Raw genomic sequence first — 21,174 nt, 5'->3', positions numbered from 1 at the left:
ACGATGACGCAGCGCGTGAAGAGCGTGGCTCGACGGCCACTTCAGATGCTCGACGATCTGGGCGACCAGATGTCGTTCTACCTGCGGACGCTGGGCTGGATCCCGAAGTCCGTCACCCGGTACGCCAAGGAGACGCTGCGGCTGCTGACCGAGGTCAGCTTCGGCAGCGGGGCGCTCGCGGTGATCGGCGGCACGGTCGGCGTGATGATCGGCATGACGCTGTTCACCGGCACCGTGGTGGGCCTGCAGGGCTACGCGGCGCTGAACCAGCTGGGCACCTCGGCGTTCGCCGGGTTCGTCTCGGCCTACTTCAACACCCGCGAGATCGCGCCGCTGGTCGCCGGGCTGGCGCTGTCGGCGACGGTCGGGTCCGGGTTCACCGCGCAGCTCGGCGCGATGCGGATCTCCGACGAGATCGACGCGCTGGAGGTCATGGGCGTGCCGAGCCTGCCGTACCTGGTGACGACCCGGGTGATGGCCGGGTTCGTGGCGGTGGTGCCGCTGTACGTGCTGGGCCTGCTCACCTCGTACCTGGCGGCGCGGACGGTGACGGTGCAGCTGTACGGGCAGTCGGCGGGCACCTACGACCACTACTTCAACCTGTTCCTCCCACCGGAGGACGTGTTGTGGTCCTTCGGGAAGGTGCTGGTCTTCAGCGTCGTGGTGATCATGACGCACTGCTACTACGGCTACCGGGCCAGCGGCGGTCCGGCGGGCGTCGGCGTCGCGGTGGGGCGCGCGGTGCGCACCGCGATCGTGACGACGGCCCTGCTCGACTTCTTCCTCAGCCTCGCGATCTGGGGCACCACGACGACGGTTCGGATCACGGGATGAGTACTCGCACGGCACTGCTCACGGTGCGGCGCAGGCTGCTCGGCCTGGCGCTGCTGATGGTCATCGTGCTGTTCCTGGCGTTCTCGATCGCCACCTACCAGCGGGCCTTCGAGTCCACTGTGAACGTGGTGCTGAAGGCGGCCTCCACCGGGAACCAGCTGATGCCGGACTCGGACGTCAAAGCCCGCGGCATGATCATCGGTCGGGTCTCCGAGGTGCGGCCCGTCGACGGCGGTGCGGAGTTGCACTTGGCGTTGGAGCCGGAGAAGGCGCGGTTGTTGCCGTCGAACGTGTCGGCGCGGTTGTTGCCGCGGACGTTGTTCGGGGAGCGGTACGTGTCGTTGGACGTGCCGGAGCAGGCGTCGTCGGTGCGGTTGGCTTCGGGTGATGTGATCTCGCAGGATCGGACGCGGGCGTCGGTGGAGTTGGAGACGGTGCTGGCGGACACGATGCCGGTGCTGGAGGCGATCCACCCGGACGACCTGGCGGTGACGTTGAACTCGCTGAGCCAGGCGTTGGACGGTCGCGGTGAGTCGATCGGGGACACGATCTCGCGGTTGAACGAGTACGTGGCGGGGTTGAACCCGTCGGTGCCGCAGTTGCAGGAGAACCTGCGGCAGCTGGTGGGAGTGGCGGAGACCTACGAGCAGGCGGCGCCGGACGTGCTGGCGGCGTTGGGGGATCTGTCGCAGACCTCGCGGACGTTGGTGGACCAGCAGGAGAACCTGCGCGGGCTCACCTCCCAGCTGACGACCACGTCGAACGACGCCACCGGGTTCCTCGAAGCCAACGGCGACGACCTGATCCGGTTCGGCGAGTCGGCGCGGCCGACCGCGGACGTGCTCGCGAAGTACTCGCCGGCGTTCCCCTGCTTCCTCAAGGGCATGGCCGACTACGTGCCGTTGATCGACCAGGCCTTCGGCGTCGGGACGAACGAACCGGGCCTGCACATCACGCTGGAGATCGTGCCGAACCGCGGCAAGTACGTCCCGAACCAGGACGAGCCGGTGTACGGCGACAAGCGCGGCCCGCGCTGCTACGACTTCGTGAACGGCCCCAAGCCCTTCCCGCAGTACCCGCCGGACGGCCCGCTCAACGACGGTTCGGTGCCGCCGCCGGCGTCCCGCACCGGCAACGACGGCCTGCTACCCAGCGGCGGTGCTCCCGCGAGCACCACGCCGCAGGCGGCGCCCGCCTCCGACGACCTCGGAGTGCAGAACTCGCCGGCCGAACGGGACATGGTCTCGACGGTGCTGGCACCCACGATCGGTGAGCCCGCCCAGAACGTGCCCGGCTGGGGCTCGCTGCTGGTGGGCCCGGTCCTGCGCGGAGCGGAGGTGAGCTACCGGTGAACGCGCGCGGCGTCTTCGGCCCCCTGGTCAAGTTCGGCATCTTCGTGCTCGTCACGTTGCTGGCGACCGGGGTCCTGGTGATCACCATCGCGAACAACGACCTGCGGTCCGCGGAGAACTACAAGGCCCGGTTCACCGACGCGACCGCCCTCAACGTGGGCGACGAGGTCCGCATCTCCGGCGTCAAGGTCGGCCAGGTCGAGGACGTGCAGGTGGTGGACCGGCGGACCGCCGAGGTCGAGTTCAGCGTCTCGGAGCGCAAGCTGCCCAAGTCGGTCCGGGCGACGATCAAGTACCGGAACCTGGTGGGGCAGCGCTACGTGGCGCTGGAGCAGGGCGCGGGCGCGCCGAACGACTACCTGCCCGCGGGCGGCACCATCCCGCTCGCCCAGACCAAACCGGCGCTGGACCTCACGGTGCTGCTCGGCGGGTTCAAACCGCTGTTCCAGGCGCTGTCGCCGGACGACGTGAACAAGCTGTCCTACGAGATCATCCAGGTCCTGCAGGGCGAGGGCGGCACGGTGCAGAGCCTGCTGTCGCACACCGCGTCGCTGACCTCCACGCTCGCCGCGAAGGACCAGGTGATCGGCGAGGTCGTCACCAACCTGAACAACGTGCTCGGCACCGTCAACGCCCGCGACGACCAGCTGTCCGGCCTGATCGTGCAGCTCCAGCAGGTCGTGTCCGGGCTGTCCGAGGACCGCGAGTCCATCGGGGACGCGGTGGGCGCGCTGGACGGGCTCACCAACACCACCGCCGGCCTGCTGACCGAGGCGCGACCGCCGCTGCAGCAGGACATCGCCGGGCTCGGCGAGCTGTCCAAGAACCTCAACGACAACGAGGACATCACCGAGCGGACCCTCCAGAACATGCCCGACAAGCTGGAGACGATCACGCGCACCGGTACGCACGGCGCCTGGTTCAACTTCTTCCTGTGCGGGCTGTCCGGGAAGGTCGGCATCGGCGACGTCAACATCCCGCTGCCGCTGATGCCCGTGACCCAGCCGAGGTGCCAAGGATGACGTCTTTCCAGAAACGCGATCCGCTGAAGATCGGCATCGCCGGCCTGCTGGTGCTGCTGATCGGGTTCGTCATCGCGATGAACTTCGAGCGGCTGCCGCTGATCAGCGGCACCAGCTACCAGGCGAACTTCAGCGAGGCCGCCGGGCTGATGCCGGACAACGAGGTCCGGGTGGCCGGGGTGAAGGTCGGCACCGTCAGCTCCGTCGAGCTCGAAGGCGACCACGTGGCCGTCTCGTTCCGGGTCAAGGACACCTGGATCGGGAACAACACCACCGCCGCCATCAAGATCAAGACCTTGCTGGGGCAGAAGTACCTGGCGCTGGATCCGCGCGGTGACCGCGAGCAGTCCGGTTCGGACCCGATCCCGCTGAACCGGACCATGGCTCCCTACGACGTGATCGAGGCGTTCAGCGGTCTGCAGCGCACCGTCGGCAGCATCGACACCGAGCAGCTCGCCGAGAGCTTCCAGACGCTGTCCGACACGTTCTCCGACACCCCCGACGACGTGCGCGGCGCGCTCAACGGGCTGTCCGCGCTGTCGCAGACCATCTCCTCCCGCGACCAGCAGCTCAAGGAGCTGCTGGCGAACACCGCGAACGTCTCCCGCACCGTCGCCGACCGCAACGCCGAGTTCGAGAAGCTGCTCGCCGACGGGAACCTGCTGCTGCAGGAGGTTCGCGAGCGGCGCGACCAGATCAGCTCGCTGCTCGACGGCACCCGAGCCCTCTCCGCCCAGCTGAGCGGGCTCGTCGACGACAACCAGGCGCAGCTCGGACCGACCCTGGCCCAGCTGGACAAGGTCACCAAGATGCTGCAGCGCAACCAGGACAACCTCGACCGCAGCATCGAGGCGTTCGGCCCGTTCACCCGGGTGTTCTCGAACGTGCTCGGCACCGGCCGCTGGTTCGACACCTACATCTGCGGTCTGCTGCCGCCCAGCGTCGGCCCGATCAACCCGGAGGGCTGCAAGCCATGAGCACCCGGAAACCACCCCTCACCAGCATGATCGCGATCGCCTGCGCGGTGGCGCTGCTGGCCACCGGTGCCGTGTGGTGGCTGTTCTACGGGGCGAACGAGAAGCGCGTCACCGCCTACTTCTCCGCCGCGGTCGGCGTCTACCCCGGTGGGGACGTGCGGATGCTCGGCGTCCCGATGGGCACCGTCGACCAGGTCGAACCGCACGGGCAGACCGTGAAGGTCACCATGTCGCTGGACCGCGACGTGGACGTGCCCGCCGAGGTGAACGCGGTGCTCGTCTCGCCGAGCGTCGTCAGCGACCGGTACGTGCAGCTCGCCCCCGTCTACAAGGGAGGGCCGAAGCTCGCCGACGGCGCCGTCATCCCGAAGGAGCGCACCGCCACCCCCGTCGAGCTCGACGAGGTGTACCGCAGCCTCAACGACATCACCGCGGCGCTCGGGCCGGACGGCGCGAACAAGGACGGGGCGCTGACCCGGCTGCTCGACACCGGTGCCGCCAACCTCGACGGCAACGGCCAGGCGCTCGCCGACACGCTGCAGCACCTCGGCCAGGCGGGCAGCACGCTCTCCGGCAGCAGCAAGGACCTGTTCGCCACCGTCGACAACCTGCAGCGGTTCACCACCATGCTCAACGACAACGACGAGCAGGTGCGCCGGTTCAACACCCAGATGCAGGACGTCAGCTCGTTGCTGGCGGGGGAGCGGGAGGACCTCGGCGCGTCCTTCGCCGAACTCGCCGTCGCGCTCGGCAAGGTCGAGCAATTCGTGCGGGAGAACCGCGGGCAGCTCAAGTCCAACGTGGACCAGCTCAACGGCGTCGCCCAAGTGCTGGTGAACCAGAAGGCGGCCCTGTCCGAATCGCTGCGGGACGCGCCGCTGGCGCTGGGCAACCTGCAGAACTCCTACAACGCCGCCTCCGGGACCCTCGACACCCGCGCGGTCATCAACGAGCTGAACGAGCCGCCGCTGGTGGGGGTGTGCAAGCTGGTCCGCCAGCCCGCCGCCGGAACGCCGCTGCAACTGCCGGACAACGTCCTCGACGCGTGCAACGCGATCCAGCCGGTGCTGGACGGGATCCTGCCGTTCACCAGCATCGCCGACCTGCTCTCGCAGGCGCAGGGCAATCCGCCCGCGCAGCAGAACGGCGCGGCCACCGGCGACCCGGCGCTGCCGCTCGGCGGCGTCGGCACCCCGCTCGTCACCGGAGGTGGCCAGTGATCGGCCGTGCAACCCCGGCCCGCCGTGCCGGGAAGGTCCTCGCCCTCGCCACCAGCGCGCTCGTGCTGGTGAGCGGCTGCGGGTTCACCGGCGTCTCCGGCTTACCCCTGCCCGGTGGCGCCGACCTCGGCGACAAGCCCTACCGGGTGAAGGTGCGCTTCGACGACGTGCTCGACCTGGTGCCCAACGCCGGGGTGCGGGTCAACGACGTGCCCGTCGGGCGGGTCAGCACGATCGGGCTCGCCGACGGCTCCTGGGACGCCGAAGCCGTCCTGGAGGTCAACCGGGACGTGAGGCTGCCCGGCAACGCCATCGCCCGGCTCCGCCAGTCCAGCCTGCTCGGCGAGAAGTACGTCGAACTCGCCGCCCCGCCCGCACCGGAAGCACCGCAGGGCCGGCTCATCAACGGCGACGTGATCAGCCTGGACCGCAGCGGCCGCAACCCCGAGGTCGAAGAAGTCCTCGGTGCGCTGTCCCTGCTGCTCAACGGCGGTGGCGTCGCGCAGCTGCAGAACATCACCCGCGAGCTCAACACCGCCCTCGACGGGCGCGAGGCCGATGCCCGCAGCCTGCTCGGCAACCTCGACGAACTCGTCGCCGGGCTCGACGCGCAGCGCGACGACATCACCCGCGCGCTGGACAGCGTCAACCGGCTCTCCGCCAGCCTCGACGCGCAGCGCGGCAACATCGACACCGCGCTGCGCGACCTCGAACCCGGGCTGAAGGTGCTCAACGACCAGCGGACCCAGCTGGTCACCATGCTGCAGTCGCTGGACGAGCTCTCCGGGGTCGCCACCGACGTGGTCAACCGCAGCCAGGACGACCTGGTGCACAACCTGCAGGCGCTGCAGCCGACGCTCGCGCAGCTCGAAGCCGCGGGCGACGACCTGCCGAAGTCCTTCGAGATCCTGCTGACCTACCCGTTCACCGACGGCGCCGTGCAGGGCATCAAGGGCGACTACACCAACCTGTACATCGACGCGGACCTCAACCTCACCAACATCCTCGGCAACATCGGCCGCTCCCGGCAGCCGCTGGTCCAGCTGCCCGGCGCCCCGCCGCTGCCGCTGCAACCGCAACCGCAGCCCGGCACCACGGCCCCGCAGCCGCCCCCGGAGACGTCCACCGAGCCGAGCACCGAACCGGACGAGAAGGACGGCGGGCTGCTCGACTTCCTGTTCGGAGGCGATGACTGATGCTCACGCGCAAAACCCGCCTGCAGGTCATCGCGTTCGTGGTGATCGCGTTCGTCGGCATCGGTTACGCGGGCGCCCGCTACGCCGGGCTGGACCGGCTGCTCGGCCCCCGCGGCTACGTGGTGACCATGAACCTCGCCGATTCCGGCGGCATCTTCGACAACGCCGAGGTCACCTACCGGGGCGTGCCCATCGGACGCGTCGGGGAGATGAAGCTGACCTCCGACGGCATCGAAGTGCCCTTGGACATCGACGCGGGCCACGACCGCATCCCGCGGGACGTGGACGCCGTCGTCACCAACCGGTCCGCCGTCGGCGAGCAGTACGTCGACCTGCGGCCCCGGACCGGCTCCGGGCCGTACCTGAAGGACGGGTCGGTCATCGAGCGGCAGGCCACCAGCACGCCGCTGCCGGTCGAAGAGCTCATGACCAACCTGGACGACTTCTCCAAGTCGGTGCCCCCGGACTCGCTGCGGACCGTCGTCGACGAGCTCGGCACCGCGTTCCGCAACAACGGCGGCAACCTGCAGCGGGTGCTCGACACCACGCGCGAGTTCACCACCGAAGCCCAGCAGCACCTGCCGCAGACCCGGAAGCTGCTGGAGGACGGCACCACCGTGCTCGCCACCCAGAACGAGCAGGGCTCCGCGATCCGCTCCTACAGCTCCGACCTGCGGTTGCTGGCCGAGCAGCTGCGCAGCTCCGACCCGGACATCCGCAACCTCATCAAGCAGGCGCCGCCCGCCGCGCGCCAGGTCAGCGGACTGCTCAACGAGACCGGGCCGCAGCTCGGCACCCTGGTGCGGAACCTCACCAGCACCACCGACCTGCTCGCCGCGAACACCGACGGGATCGAGCAGCTGCTGGTCACCTACCCGATGGTCTCCGCGGGCGGCTACAGCGTGGTGCCCGGCGACGGCACCGCCCACTTCGGGCTGGCGCTGAACATCTTCGACCCGCTGCCGTGCACGGCCGGTTACGAAGCGACCCAGAAGCGTGCGGGCAGCGACCTGGCGCCGACACCGCTGAACACTGATGCACACTGTGCGGAGCCGCCGGGCAGCCCGATCAACGTGCGCGGCGCCCAGAACGCCCCCGGACAGTGAGCCAGCCCGACGGCACCGCGAAACGAGGTGAGCCGATGACCGAGAACGCGGCCGAACCCGGCCCGGAGACCGAGAACCGCCCGACCGCGAAACGACCGTGGCCCGTGCTGGTCTCGGGAATCGCGCTGGCCGTCGCCGTGGTGGCCGCCCTGGTCACCGGCATCACCTGGGCCGTCGCCGCCAGCAACGGCAACGCCGCCTACGCGGCCGAACGGGACGACGCGCTGCAGGCGGGCACCCAGGCGATCATCAACTTCAACACGCTGGACTTCCGCGACGTGCAGCCCGGGCTCGACCTGTGGGAGCGGTCCTCCACCGGCCCGCTGCACGAGGACGTGGTGCGCGGGCGGCAGCAGTACGCCGACAGCATCACGCAGGCCAAGACGGTCACCAAGGCGGAAGTCCTCTCCGCCGGGCTCACCGAGCTCAACGACCGCGCGGGCAAGGCCCGCATGATCGCGGTGGTGAAGGTGACCGTCACCCCGGAAGGCCAGCAGCCCGCCGAGAAGCGCAGCCGGTACCAGGCCGAACTGACCCGCGAGGGCCAGGACTGGAAGCTCAGCGTCCTCGGCCCCGTCGCGGTCGGCTGATCCCCCGAGCAAGCCGCCGAACCCGTACGCACTAGGAGTGGTTCCCGTGCCCCATCCCCGTCGTCCCGGATCGACGTCGCGGCGGCGCGTCGCCGGTCAGCGCAACCGCACCGGTTCGCAGAACTCCGGTTCGCGGATCGGGTTGAACCGGCCGGAGGAGGCGACGCCGGCGGGTGCCGAATCGTCCGATGTGGACGGTTCGACGTCCGGTGCGCGGGAGTCCGCCGCGGAGGCCGGGCGGGATGCCGCCGGTGACCGGGCTGCTGCGGTCGAGCAGGACGGTGCCGACGACCAGGCTTCCGGTGCCGACGACCAGGCTTCCGGTGCTGCTGACCAGGCTTCCGGTGCTGCTGACCAGGCTTCCGGTGCTGCTGACCAGGCTTCCGGTGCTGCTGACCAGGCTTCCGGTGCCGCTGACCAGGCTTCCGGTGCCGCCGACGAGGAATCCGGCGCCGCCGGCGAGGAGACCGCTCGGTCCGCGTCCGCCACGGCCGCCTCGGAGGGCGAGCCCGCAGGCACCGGCGACGCCCTCGAACCGGATGCGTCCGGGAAAGCGGGGTCCGACGGGACCGAGCAGCGCTTCCACGCCGTCGCCGACCTGCCCGCCGACGACCGGACCGGCACCGAACCCGCCGACCCGTCCGGCGCGGCCGAGCCCGGAGCGGACCAGCCCGCCGATGAGCGCGGCAGCGCCGACTCCGAGCGGAGCGGGAACACCGGGTTCGTCGCCGCCCTGCTCGCGGTGACCGTCGTGCTCGCCGGGCTCGCGACCTGGTTCGGCGTCGAGGCCTACGGCGCGTTCTACGGCAACCGGGCGCTCGCCGACCAGGCAGGCACCAGCGAGGTGAACGGGCAGATCACCGACGGCGTCGAGAAGATCTTCTCCTACGACTTCGCCGACACCGGCAAGACCGAGCGCGCGGCGAAGGACCTGCTCGTCGGCCGCGCCGTCGGCGAGTACGAGCAGCTGTTCACCACCGTCAAGCAGCAGGCGCCCATCCAGAAGCTGGTGGTCACCACCACGGTCAAGGCCAGCAGCGTCACCCGGTTGGAAGGCGACCGCGCCGAGGTGCTGCTGTTCGTGGACCAGAACGCCACCCGCACCGACATCGGCGGCGAACCGTCGGTCGGGCCCGCGCAGGTCGTCATCAGCGCGGAGCGGCACGGCGACCAGTGGAAGATCGCGAACATCAGCCAGCACTGACCGCCCGCGGCGAGCGCCCCGCACCGGGGCGCTCGCTGATCTGGGCTCGCCGCTGATCTGGGCTAGCCGCTGATCTGGGCCCGCCGCGATCAGAGCTCGCCGCTGATCAGGGCCCGACGTGCAGGTGCGCCGACCAGCGCGACGGCATGTCCGGGAACTCGGCGCGCAGCCGCCGGGCCACGTCGTGCAGTGCGTGCGAGGAACGGCCGGTGTCGAACTCCTCCGCGCCGAACACCGCCTCGTAGACCTCCGAGTGCACCTCCAGCGCGCACTCCTCGTCGACCTCCCACAACGAGCCTATGACGTGCGCGAAGCCCGCGAAGCCCAGCGCCGTCGCCAGCGGCACCGCCGCCGCCGACGGGGCGTCCACGAAGGTCGAGCAGCGGCCCAGGTAGCCGAACTCCGTCTGGTGCAGGCCCAGCTGGCCCATCTCGACCAGCCCCAGCCCCCGCTGCGGCGGTTCCCGGTCCAGCACCAGTCCGGCCGCGGGCTGCGCCGGGTACTGGGCGCTCGGTTCGCACACGTGCACCCACGCCGCGCCGGGCAGCAGCTGCTGCAGCTCCGTGGCCGACGTCGTCGCCGGGGACAGCACCTCCGCGTCCGGCCAGTACCGGGCGAGGATCTGGTTCTCCCTGGGCAGCTCCCGCGCGCCCGGCTCCAGCGAGTCCGCCGCCACCAGCGCCCGGCCCTGGTCCGGGACCGGCCGGTGCCGGGTCTCGTTCAACGCGCCCAGCGTCGGGGCGTACGAGGACACCACCCGGTCCAGGGTGCTCGCCCCGTCCCGCGCCGCGGCCGCGTGCAGCGGCAGGAAGCCCAGCGGCCCCAGCACGCACCACCACAGCCGCGGCCAGCGCTGGCCTTCCGCGGGCGGCTGCACGTATCCCATCCGGTCCAGCACCGGGCGGGTGACGTTGTGCCACGCCCAGTCCAGCGCCTCCAGCAGCGCGCGCTGATCGCGCTGGTCGGTCACGCCTAACCCGGCCCTGGCCTGCTCGGCGGCCGCCTCCGGGCCCGCGCCCGGCAGCGGGACGGTCAGCACCCGGCCCGCGACGAGCACCAGCGCGTCCGAGCGGTACCGGCTCAGGTTGACCAGCACCACCGAGCCCTCCTCGCCCTCCCCGGCGAGGTCGGCGAACGGGCGCAACCGCAGGTGGTTCGCGTGCGCCGGATCGGAGCGCACCTCGCGCAGCAGGTCTTCCCACGCGTCGACCAGCCGGGCGCGCAGCGCGCCGCCCTCCGCCGGGTCGGTGAGCGCGGGCTCGCCCGGTGGCCGGTCCAGCAGCCGGCGCAGCCGGACGGCTTCGTCGGCGAGCTCCGGGTGGTCGCGGTGCAGCGCACCGAGCTCGCCGCCCGCGGGCAGGAAGTCCGACAGCAACGCGGCGTGGCCGTGCTCCAGCAGCTCCACGGCGCGCTCCGGTTCGCCGTTCTCCACCGCGCACGCGGCCGCGTCCGCGGCGATCCGCGCCCACCGCTGCTGCATCGCGGGGGCGGCCACCGCCCGCTTCGCCCGGGTGACCAGCGGCAGCAGTTCCACCGCCGTGGTGAACGACTCCACCGCCTCCGACCAGCGCTGGGCGCCCGCGGCGAGCCTGCCGTTCAGGCTCGCGGCCCGCAGCCGCTGATCGGCGGGTGCGGACGGCTGCGCGGCGGCCTCGGCGAGCACCCGCCGCGCCCAGCGGTAGAACCGGCGCCTGCCGGTGCGCTGGTGCAGCGACTGCAGGGCCCGGCCCAGGTGGGTGGCCACGGCGGCCCGCTCCGGCGCGTCGGCGGACATCGCCTCCAGCGCGCGGTCGAACCACTCCACGGCGGCTTCCAACTCGCCGGTGCGGGTGGTGCGGCGGAACCGGTGCGCGGCGATCACGCCGAGCTGCGCCCACGCCAGGTGCTGCGGGGTCTCGGGCGCGGTGGCCGCTTGGTCGCACACCTGCTTGGCGCGGTCCAGGTCGTCCTCGTCCGCGTTGTTCTCGTAGCGGGTCAGCAGGGTCAGCGCCAGCGAGTGCAGCACCTTGCCGTCCAGCGATCCCTCGGCCGACGCCTCCCCGGCGGCGACCGCGGTGTCGAGCGCGTCGGCCTCCGCGCCGTGCAGGAAGTGCCTGCGCAGCAAGGCCCCGTAACCGGCGAGCGCGAACGACCGCTCGGGGTCCTCGGCCGCCATGCCGCGGGCGCTCACCGCGTAGGCGCGCAACGTGCGGCGCAGCGGGCCCGGCTCGCCGGTGCTGTCCACGTGCTCGGCGGTCGATTCGGCCAGCAGCACCAGGGCGCGCCCGAGCAGCGGGTGCCCGGGGCTGAGCACGCCCAGCACGCCGATCAGCTCGCCGATGCCCGCCTCCAGGTCGGCGAGGTCCCCGGCCTGCTCGAAGCGCAGCCGCAACGCGCTGGCCAGGTGGCACAGCGCTCCCCGGCGCGCCTCCCCGTCGGCCAGCCCGTCGGCCCCGCGCCGCAGGTGCGTGATGCCTTCGTCCAGGTCCTGCGCCGAGCCGTTGCGCTGGTAGCGGCGCAGCAGCGCGGCCCCCAGGTTGATCCGCAGCTCCGCGGACTCGGTGCCCCCGCCGCGGGAGGCCGCCCGCGCCGCCTCCCGGAACACGTCGATCGACTCGTCGTCCGAGCGGGGGTCGCCCGCGAGGCGCGCGTGCGTCTTCAACGCGTTCGCCAGCCGGACCAGGGTCATGATCCGCCGCGGATCCCGCCGCGGCGTCTGCTCGGTGGCCAGCCGGGCCGCGCGCACCGATTCCGCGGCGTGCGCGGGGTCCTCCCCGGTGACGGCGAGCTCGGTCAGCGCCAGCGCCAGGTTGCACTGGTAGAGCACCAGGTCGGGGTCGTCCTGGTGCGCGCCGGTCGAGGCGTCCCGGTAGTAGCCGACCGCGTCCTCCAGGTCCTCGACCTGCTTGCTCTGCAAGTACCGCAGCTGGGCGGCGCTGCCGAGGTTGTTCAGCACGCCCGCGCGCGCCGGATCGCGGTCGTCGAGCACGCCCGCGGTCGCGCGGAACACCTCGGTCACCCAGGGCAGCTGCTCGAAGTCGAGGGTGGAGATGACGGCGTTCATCGCGGTGATGGCGTCGGCGTACCGCTGCTGCGGGCTGGGGCGGTCCTGCGCGGTCGCTCGGGCGGTGTCCGCGGGGGCGCCGGGCCGGGCCTGGCCGCCGGAGCGGTCCGCCGCGGCCTGGCCCTCCGCGGAGCTGAACCACGACGCTCCGGCATCGGCGCGCTGCTGATCCCCGGTCGAACGCGCTCGCCCGTCGGCGAGTTCGTCCGGCCGACCCGCATCGTCATTCATCCCGATTCTCCTGTGACATGCTCACACGACTACCAGCGTCGCGGCGTCGCGGGGCGTTTCACCGTACCGATGTTCACCGGTACCGAATAGCCCGTGCGTTCGCTGCGGGGAGTCGAGGACCGGTGCACCCGCTCCGTGCACGAGCCGCGACCCCCTGCGAGGTCAGCCGGGCGGCGTTTCCCGGCCGCACTCCCCGCTGGACCACCTGGGCGGAGGCCTGCGGCGTGAGATGGCCGACAACGCCGGCGGCTTTCTGGATCATAGGCGAACCGGGGTGCTCCCCGGTGGCGGAAACCGGTGAATCCGAGTGCTGTGCGCGATCGGAGCGGTCGGTTCCGGCGGGCGCCGACCCTGGCGGAAAGTCGCCTGAACAACCACTCGGTGAAGCCTTGACCAGGCGGAACAGGCCTGTTGGCGATCACGTGTAGTGATCGTGTCTTGCGCCACGAGGGTGATCGGAGCGTGATCTCTTGACTGTCGGCGGCGGCGGGTTCACTCTGGTTCCCAACACGGGCAGGGCCTCGCGAGGTGCGGCTCCGCAGACGACTTCCGGGACGGTTCGTCGGCGGGCCCCTCGACAGGTGGCGTCGTAGCGTCTAGACTGCTACTTTGCGCTGCCCTCTTTCCGCCCTCCCCATGACGGGATCTAGGATCGTGGGCGCCATTGCACCCTTGACAGTCGTGTTAGCTGGTTGCCAACGCCTCCTGACGCGGCTGTAGCCAGTTCAGAGTCCCGGAAGGACGCATCTTGGCAGTCTCCCGCGCGACCAAGGTCTCTGCAGCTTCCAACTACACGTCGGGGATCGCTGGGGCACCCAGGCGGGTCTCGTTCGCGAACATCCGCGAACCGTTGGAAGTACCTGATCTGCTCGATCTGCAGGTCCAGTCCTTCGAATGGCTTGTCGGCGACGAGGCCTGGTTCCAGCGCCGGGTCGACGCCGGCGACGAAAGCCCTGTCGGTGGCCTGGAAGAAGTCCTCAGCGAGATCTCCCCGATCGAGGACTTCTCCGGATCGATGTCCCTGTCCTTCACGGATCCGCGCTTCGACGAGGTCAAGGCCTCGGTTGACGAGTGCAAGGACAAGGACATGACCTACGCGGCCCCGCTGTTCGTCACGGCGGAGTTCACCAACCACACCACTGGCGAGATCAAGAGCCAGACGGTGTTCATGGGTGACTTCCCGGTCATGACCGACAAGGGCACCTTCATCATCAACGGCACCGAGCGCGTCGTGGTGTCCCAGCTCGTGCGCTCGCCCGGCGTCTACTTCGACAGCTCGGTCGACAAGACGACGGACAAGGACGTCTACAGCGTCAAGATCATTCCCAGCCGCGGTGCGTGGCTGGAGTTCGACGTCGACAAGCGCGACACCGTCGGTGTCCGCATCGACCGCAAGCGCCGCCAGCCGGTGACGGTGCTGCTGAAGGCCCTGGGCTGGAGCGCGGAGGCGATCCGCGAGCGGTTCGGCTTCTCCGAGACGCTGATGGCGACGCTGGAGAAGGACCACACCGCCGGTCAGGACGAGGCGCTGCTCGACATCTACCGCAAGCTGCGCCCGGGCGAACCGCCGACCAAGGAGAGCGCGCAGACCCTCCTGGAGAACCTGTTCTTCAAGGAGAAGCGCTACGACCTGGCCCGCGTCGGCCGCTACAAGGTCAACAAGAAGCTGGGCCTGGAGCTGCCGTTCGACTCCGGCGTCCTCACCGAGGACGACATCGTCACCACCATCGAGTACCTGGTCCGCCTGCACGCGGGCGAGACCTCGATGGGCGAGGGCGACCTGGAGGTGCCGGTCGAGGTCGACGACATCGACCACTTCGGCAACCGCCGCCTGCGCACCGTCGGCGAGCTGATCCAGAACCAGGTCCGCGTCGGCCTGTCCCGCATGGAGCGCGTCGTCCGCGAGCGGATGACCACCCAGGACGTCGAGGCGATCACGCCGCAGACGCTGATCAACATCCGTCCCGTGGTGGCGGCGATCCGCGAGTTCTTCGGCACTTCGCAGCTGTCGCAGTTCATGGACCAGACCAACCCGATCGCGGGCCTGACGCACAAGCGCCGGCTCTCCGCGCTCGGTCCGGGCGGTCTGTCCCGGGAGCGCGCGGGCATGGAGGTCCGCGACGTCCACCCCTCGCACTACGGCCGCATGTGCCCGATCGAGACGCCGGAAGGCCCGAATATCGGCCTGATCGGCTCGCTGGCCACGTTCGCGCGGGTCAACCCGTTCGGCTTCATCGAGACGCCGTACCGCAAGGTCGTCGACGGCCGGGTCACCGACCAGATCGACTACCTGACCGCCGACGAAGAGGACCGCTACGTCAAGGCGCAGGCCAACGCGCCGATCGACGACGACGGCGTGTTCCTCGACGACCGCGTGCTGGGTCGCCGGAAGGGCGGCGAGGTCGAGCTCCTCGCCCCGACCGAGATCGACTACATGGACGTCTCGCCGCGGCAGATGGTCTCCGCCGCGACCGCGATGATCCCGTTCCTCGAGCACGACGACGCGAACCGCGCGCTGATGGGCGCGAACATGCAGCGCCAGGCGGTGCCGCTGCTGCGCAGCGAGTCCCCGCTGGTCGGCACCGGCATGGAGCTCCGCGCCGCCGTCGACGCCGGTGACGTGGTGACCGCCGACAAGGCCGGTGTGATCGAGGAGATCTGCGCCGACTACGTGACGGTGATGGCCGACGACGGCACCCGGCACACCTACCGGCTGCAGAAGTTCAACCGCTCGAACCACGGCACCTGCACCAACCAGAAGCCGATCGTGAACGAAGGCGATCGCGTCGAGGTCGGTCAGGTCATCGCGGACGGGCCGTGCACCCAGAACGGCGAGATGGCGCTGGGCAAGAACCTGCGCGTGGCCATCATGCCGTGGGAGGGGCACAACTACGAAGACGCGATCATCCTGTCCCAGCGCCTGGTGCAGGACGACGTGCTCACCTCGATCCACATCGAGGAGCACGAGGTCGACGCCCGCGACACCAAGCTCGGTGCCGAGGAGATCACCCGGGACATCCCGAACGTCTCCGAGGATGTGCTGGCCGACCTCGACGAGCGCGGCATCATCCGCATCGGTGCCGAGGTGCAGGGTGGCGACATCCTGGTCGGCAAGGTCACGCCGAAGGGCGAGACCGAGCTGACCCCGGAGGAGCGGCTGCTGCGCGCGATCTTCGGCGAGAAGGCCCGCGAAGTCCGCGACACCTCGCTGAAGGTGCCGCACGGCGAGACCGGCAAGGTCATCGGCGTCCGCGTCTTCAACCGCGACGAGGACGACGAGCTGCCCCCGGGCGTCAACGAGCTGGTCCGCGTCTACGTGGCGCAGAAGCGCAAGATCCAGGACGGCGACAAGCTCGCCGGCCGGCACGGCAACAAGGGCGTCATCGGCAAGATCCTGCCGATCGAGGACATGCCGTTCACCGAGGACGGCACCCCGGTCGACATCATCCTGAACACCCACGGTGTGCCGCGACGGATGAACATCGGTCAGGTGCTGGAGACCCACCTCGGGTGGATCGCCTCGCAGGGCTGGTCCATCGACGGCGACCCGGACTGGGCCAAGCGCCTGCCCGCGGACCTCTACGAGGTGGAGGCCGGCACCAACACCGCCAGCCCCGTCTTCGACGGTGCCCGCGAGGAGGAGATCACCGGCTTGCTCGGCTCCACCCTGCCGAACCGCGACGGTGAGCGGATGGTCAAGGCCAACGGCAAGGCGCAGCTGTTCGACGGCCGCAGCGGGGAGCCGTACCCGTACCCGGTGGCCCTCGGCTACATGTACATCCTGAAGCTGTCGCACCTGGTGGACGACAAGATCCACGCCCGGTCGACCGGCCCGTACTCGATGATCACCCAGCAGCCGCTGGGCGGTAAGGCGCAGTTCGGTGGTCAGCGCTTCGGTGAGATGGAGTGCTGGGCCATGCAGGCCTACGGTGCCGCGTACACCCTGCAGGAGCTGCTGACGATCAAGTCCGACGACGTCATCGGCCGCGTGAAGGTGTACGAGGCGATCGTCAAGGGCGAGAACATCCCGGACCCGGGTATCCCGGAGTCGTTCAAGGTGCTCCTCAAGGAGCTGCAGTCGCTGTGCTTGAACGTGGAGGTGCTCTCCACGGACGGTGCTGCCATCGAGATGCGCGACGGAGACGACGAGGACCTGGAGCGTGCCGCGGCGAACCTCGGCATCAACCTGTCCCGGAACGAGTCCCCCTCGGTGGACGACGTCGTTCAGTGACCTCGCCGCCGGTCCGCGGGCATGTGCCTGCCCGCGGACCGGCCATCGACCCAACCTGGCATTCCCGGCCGGTAGCCGGCCGGACCTTTCGACTAAGGGAGAAGACCCGACGTGCTGGACGTCAACTTCTTCGATGAACTCCGCATCGGCCTCGCCACGGCCGACGACATCCGCCAGTGGTCGTTCGGCGAGGTCAAGAAGCCCGAGACGATCAACTACCGAACCCTGAAGCCGGAGAAGGACGGGCTCTTCTGCGAGAAGATCTTCGGTCCGACCCGCGACTGGGAATGCTACTGCGGCAAGTACAAGCGGGTCCGCTTCAAGGGCATCATCTGCGAGCGCTGCGGCGTCGAGGTGACCCGGGCCAAGGTGCGCCGCGAGCGGATGGGGCACATCGAGCTCGCCGCTTCGGTGACCCACATCTGGTACTTCAAGGGCGTTCCGAGTCGGCTGGGCTACCTGCTCGACCTGGCTCCCAAGGACCTCGAAAAGATCATTTACTTCGCTGCGTACGTGATCACTTCGGTGAACACCGAGATGCGGCACAACGACCTGTCCACGCTCGAGAACGAGATGGCGGTCGAGCGCAAGCGGGTCTCCGACCAGCGTGACGCGGACCTCGAAGCCCGTGCCCAGAAGCTCGAAGCCGACCTGGCCGAGCTCGAGGCCGAGGGTGCGAAGAGCGACGTGCGCCGCAAGGTCAAGGAGGGCGGCGAGCGCGAGATGCGCCAGCTGCGCGACCGCTCGCAGCGCGACATCGACAAGCTCGACGAGATCTGGGAGACCTTCACCAAGCTGGAGCCCCGTCAGCTGATCTCGGACGAGATGCTCTACCGCGAGCTCTACGACCGGTACGGCGAGTACTTCACCGGCGGCATGGGTGCCGAGTCCATCCAGGCGCTGCTGCAGGACTTCGACATCGGTGCCGAGGCCGAGCTGCTGCGCGAGACGATCCGCTCCGGCAAGGGGCAGAAGAAGCTGCGCGCGCTCAAGCGGCTCAAGGTCGTCGCCGCGTTCCAGGCCACCGGGAACAACCCCGGCGGCATGGTGCTCAACTGCGTGCCGGTGATCCCGCCGGACCTGCGTCCGATGGTCCAGCTCGACGGTGGCCGCTTCGCCACCTCGGACCTGAACGACCTGTACCGCCGGGTCATCAACCGCAACAACCGCCTCAAGCGACTGATCGACCTCGGCGCGCCCGAGATTATCGTCAACAACGAGAAGCGGATGCTGCAGGAATCCGTGGACGCGCTGTTCGACAACGGTCGTCGCGGGCGCCCGGTCACCGGGCCCGGCAACCGGCCGCTGAAGTCGCTGTCCGACCTGCTCAAGGGCAAGCAGGGCCGGTTCCGCCAGAACCTGCTCGGCAAGCGCGTCGACTACTCCGGCCGTTCGGTCATCGTCGTCGGCCCGCAGCTGAAGCTGCACCAGTGCGGCCTGCCGAAGGAGATGGCGGTCGAGCTGTTCAAGCCGTTCGTCATGAAGCGGCTGGTCGACCTCAACCACGCGCAGAACATCAAGTCCGCGAAGCGGATGGTGGAGCGCCAGCGCCCGCAGGTGTGGGACGTGCTGGAAGAGGTCATCGCCGAGCACCCGGTGCTGCTCAACCGTGCTCCCACGCTGCACCGCCTGGGCATCCAGGCCTTCGAGCCGCAGCTGGTCGAGGGCAAGGCCATCCAGCTGCACCCGCTGGTGTGCGAGGCGTTCAACGCCGACTTCGACGGCGACCAGATGGCGGTGCACCTGCCGCTGTCGGCCGAGGCGCAGGCCGAAGCCCGGATCTTGATGCTGTCCAGCAACAACATCCTCTCGCCCGCGTCGGGTCGCCCGCTGGCGATGCCGCGTCTGGACATGGTCACCGGCCTGTACCACCTGACCAGGCTGGTCGAGGGTGCGCCGGGTGAAGGCCAGGCGTTCTCCTCCGTGGGCGAGGCCATCATGGCCTTCGACCGCGGCGGGCTCTCGCTGCAGGCGAAGATCCGGATCCGGCTCCGCGACGTGGTCCCCGCCAAGGAGGCCACGCCGGAGGACTGGGAGCCGGGCAAGCCGTGGCTCGCCGACACCACGCTGGGCCGGGTGTTCTTCAACGAGCTCCTGCCCGAGGACTACCCGTTCGTCAACGACCTGCTGCCGAAGAAGCGGCAGGCGGCGATCGTCAACGACCTCGCCGAGCGGTACCCGATGGTCACCGTCGCCCAGACGCTGGACAAGCTGAAGGACGCCGGTTTCCACTGGGCCACCCGTTCCGGCGTGACCGTGTCGATCTCCGACGTGGTCGTGCCGCCGCAGAAGAGCGAGATCCTCGACTCCTACGAGCAGCGCGCCGAGCAGGTGGAGAAGCGCTACCGCCGTGGTGCGCTGTCCTACCAGGAGCGCAACGCGGAGCTCGTCAAGGTCTGGACGGCGGCCAAGGACGAGGTCGCCGAGGCCATGGAGAAGAACTTCCCCGAGGACAACTCGATCAGCATGATCGTGAAGTCCGGGGCGGCGGGCAACATGACCCAGGTCGTGCAGCTGGCCGGCATGCGTGGCCTGGTGTCGAACCCGAAGGGCGAGTACATCCCGCGCCCGATCAAGGCGAACTACCGCGAAGGCCTGTCCGTGCTGGAGTACTTCATCTCCAACCACGGTGCCCGCAAGGGTCTGGCGGACACGGCGCTGCGCACCGCCGACTCGGGTTACCTGACCCGTCGTCTGGTGGACGTCTCGCAGGACGTCATCGTGCGGGAGACCGACTGCGGCACCGAGCGCGGCATCAAGATGCCGATCGCCGAGGTGCTGCCGGACGGCACGGTGCTGCGCGACGCGCACGTCGAGACCAGCATCTACGCCCGCACGACCGCCGAGGACGTCACGGACTCGGACGGCAACATCGTGCTCGCCCGCGGTTCCGACCTGGGTGATCCGGCGATCGAGAAGCTGCTCGCGGCCAAGATCTCCAAGGTCAAGGTCCGCAGCGTGCTGACCTGCGAGTCCGGCGTCGGCGTCTGCGCGGTCTGCTACGGCCGCTCGATGGCCACCGGCAAGCTGGTGGACGTCGGCGAGGCCGTCGGCATCGTCGCCGCCCAGTCGATCGGTGAGCCCGGCACGCAGCTGACGATGCGCACCTTCCACCAGGGCGGTGTCGCCGGTGACGACATCACCACCGGTCTGCCGCGTGTCACGGAGCTGTTCGAAGCCCGGGTCCCGAAGGGCAAGGCGCCGATCGCCGACGCCCCCGGACGGATCCGGATGGAGGACAACGACCGGTACTGGAAGATCACGGTCATCCCGGACGACGGCAGCGAGGAGATCGTCTACGACAAGCTGTCCAAGCGGCAGCGGCTCGCGACGATCTCGGTGGACGGCAGCGAGCGGCAGATCGCGGACGGCGACCACGTCGACGTCGGCCAGCAGCTGCTGGAAGGCGCCGTCGACCCGCACGAGGTGCTGCGCGTGATGGGGCCCCGCGAGGCGCAGCTGCACCTGGTCCGCGAGGTCCAGGAGGTCTACCGCTCGCAGGGCGTCGGCATCCACGACAAGCACGTGGAGGTCATCGTCCGGCAGATGCTGCGGCGCGTCATCATCATCGACTCGGGTGCGACGGAGTTCCTGCCCGGCTCGCCGGTGGAGCGCTCGCAGTTCGAGGGCGAGAACCGCCGCGTGGTGGCCGAGGGCGGCGACCCGGCTTCGGGCCGTCCGGTGCTGATGGGCATCACCAAGGCCTCGCTGGCCACGGAGTCCTGGCTGTCGGCGGCCTCCTTCCAGGAGACGACCCGCATCCTCACGAACGCCGCGATCGAGGGCGCGAGTGACAAGCTGGTCGGCCTGAAGGAGAACGTGATCATCGGTAAGTTGATCCCGGCCGGTACCGGCATCAATCGCTACCGCAACATCCAGGTGCAGCCGACCGAGGAGGCGCGGGCCGCGGCGTACGCGATCCCGTCCTACGACGACGGCTACTACACGCCGGACGTGTTCGGCGCGGGCACCGGTGCCGCGGTGCCGCTGGACGACTACGACTTCGGTCGCGACTACCGGTGATCCGGTAGGCGGCCGCAGGTCGCGGAGCAGTGCACGGGAGGTCCCCGCTCGGGTTCGAGCGGGGACCTTCCGCTGTTCGGGGCGCGCGGCCGCGAACCCGCGGCCGGGCGTTCGGAGACCGGTGGTGCAGGAGCGGACGGCGCGA

At 70.0% G+C, this 21,174-nt stretch carries 12 protein-coding genes; 11 read left to right on the top strand and 1 reads right to left on the bottom strand.

Annotation, left to right across the window (positions count from 1 at the left end; genetic code table 11):
- Positions 1–3: 3 nt before the first annotated feature.
- From H1226_RS26005 to H1226_RS25965, 9 genes are read left to right on the top strand one after another with little or no spacing between them, the layout of a single operon-like run.
- On the top strand, positions 4–834 hold the full coding sequence (locus H1226_RS26005; protein ID WP_373690092.1) for an MlaE family ABC transporter permease: 831 nt from the start codon (positions 4–6) through the stop codon (positions 832–834).
- On the top strand, positions 831–2,186 hold the full coding sequence (locus H1226_RS26000) for an MCE family protein (protein ID WP_258343695.1): 1,356 nt from the start codon (positions 831–833) through the stop codon (positions 2,184–2,186). Before H1226_RS26005 ends, H1226_RS26000 begins: the two co-directional genes overlap by 4 nt.
- A complete protein-coding gene (locus H1226_RS25995) occupies positions 2,183–3,208 on the top strand; it encodes an MCE family protein (protein WP_224956697.1) in 1,026 nt (341 codons plus the stop codon). Before H1226_RS26000 ends, H1226_RS25995 begins: the two co-directional genes overlap by 4 nt.
- Positions 3,205–4,185 carry an MCE family protein gene (locus H1226_RS25990; RefSeq protein ID WP_224967148.1) on the top strand — a complete coding sequence of 327 codons (981 nt, stop codon included), beginning with the start codon at positions 3,205–3,207 and terminating at the stop codon, positions 4,183–4,185. The genes H1226_RS25995 and H1226_RS25990 overlap by 4 nt, the downstream gene beginning before the upstream one ends.
- Positions 4,182–5,405: an MCE family protein gene (locus H1226_RS25985; RefSeq protein ID WP_258343692.1), complete on the top strand. Its 1,224-nt coding sequence runs from the start codon at positions 4,182–4,184 to the stop codon at positions 5,403–5,405. The genes H1226_RS25990 and H1226_RS25985 overlap by 4 nt, the downstream gene beginning before the upstream one ends.
- Complete coding sequence (locus H1226_RS25980) at positions 5,405–6,601, top strand: MCE family protein (protein WP_373690091.1); 1,197 nt, start codon at positions 5,405–5,407, stop codon at positions 6,599–6,601. The genes H1226_RS25985 and H1226_RS25980 overlap by 1 nt, the downstream gene beginning before the upstream one ends.
- On the top strand, positions 6,601–7,707 hold the full coding sequence (locus tag H1226_RS25975) for an MlaD family protein (protein ID WP_258343680.1): 1,107 nt from the start codon (positions 6,601–6,603) through the stop codon (positions 7,705–7,707). Before H1226_RS25980 ends, H1226_RS25975 begins: the two co-directional genes overlap by 1 nt.
- A 35-nt stretch (positions 7,708–7,742) precedes the next feature.
- Positions 7,743–8,297, top strand: a complete 555-nt coding sequence (locus H1226_RS25970; protein WP_258343678.1) for a hypothetical protein — start codon at positions 7,743–7,745, stop codon at positions 8,295–8,297.
- Positions 8,298–8,343: 46 nt separating this feature from the next.
- A complete protein-coding gene (locus H1226_RS25965) occupies positions 8,344–9,501 on the top strand; it encodes a hypothetical protein (RefSeq protein WP_258343676.1) in 1,158 nt (385 codons plus the stop codon).
- Positions 9,502–9,607: 106 nt separating this feature from the next.
- On the opposite strand, the gene H1226_RS25960 is transcribed toward H1226_RS25965, so the two are convergent.
- Positions 9,608–12,775 (bottom strand): CHAT domain-containing protein, encoded by a 3,168-nt coding sequence (locus tag H1226_RS25960; protein WP_258343674.1) that lies wholly within the window; start codon positions 12,773–12,775, stop codon positions 9,608–9,610.
- A gap of 748 nt (positions 12,776–13,523) precedes the next feature.
- On the opposite strand from H1226_RS25960, the gene rpoB reads away from it, so the two are divergent.
- On the top strand, positions 13,524–17,006 hold the full coding sequence (rpoB, locus tag H1226_RS25955) for a DNA-directed RNA polymerase subunit beta (RefSeq protein ID WP_224956687.1): 3,483 nt from the start codon (positions 13,524–13,526) through the stop codon (positions 17,004–17,006).
- A 111-nt stretch (positions 17,007–17,117) separates the two neighbouring features.
- A complete protein-coding gene (locus tag H1226_RS25950; protein WP_224956686.1) occupies positions 17,118–21,029 on the top strand; it encodes a DNA-directed RNA polymerase subunit beta' in 3,912 nt (1,303 codons plus the stop codon).
- Positions 21,030–21,174: the final 145 nt, after the last annotated feature.

Source organism: Saccharopolyspora gregorii (genome assembly GCF_024734405.1).
In the GTDB taxonomy this organism is placed as follows: domain Bacteria; phylum Actinomycetota; class Actinomycetes; order Mycobacteriales; family Pseudonocardiaceae; genus Saccharopolyspora_C; species Saccharopolyspora_C gregorii.
The sequence above is the reverse complement of the archived record's forward strand: the minus strand, read 5'-3'. Positions and strand labels throughout refer to the sequence as shown.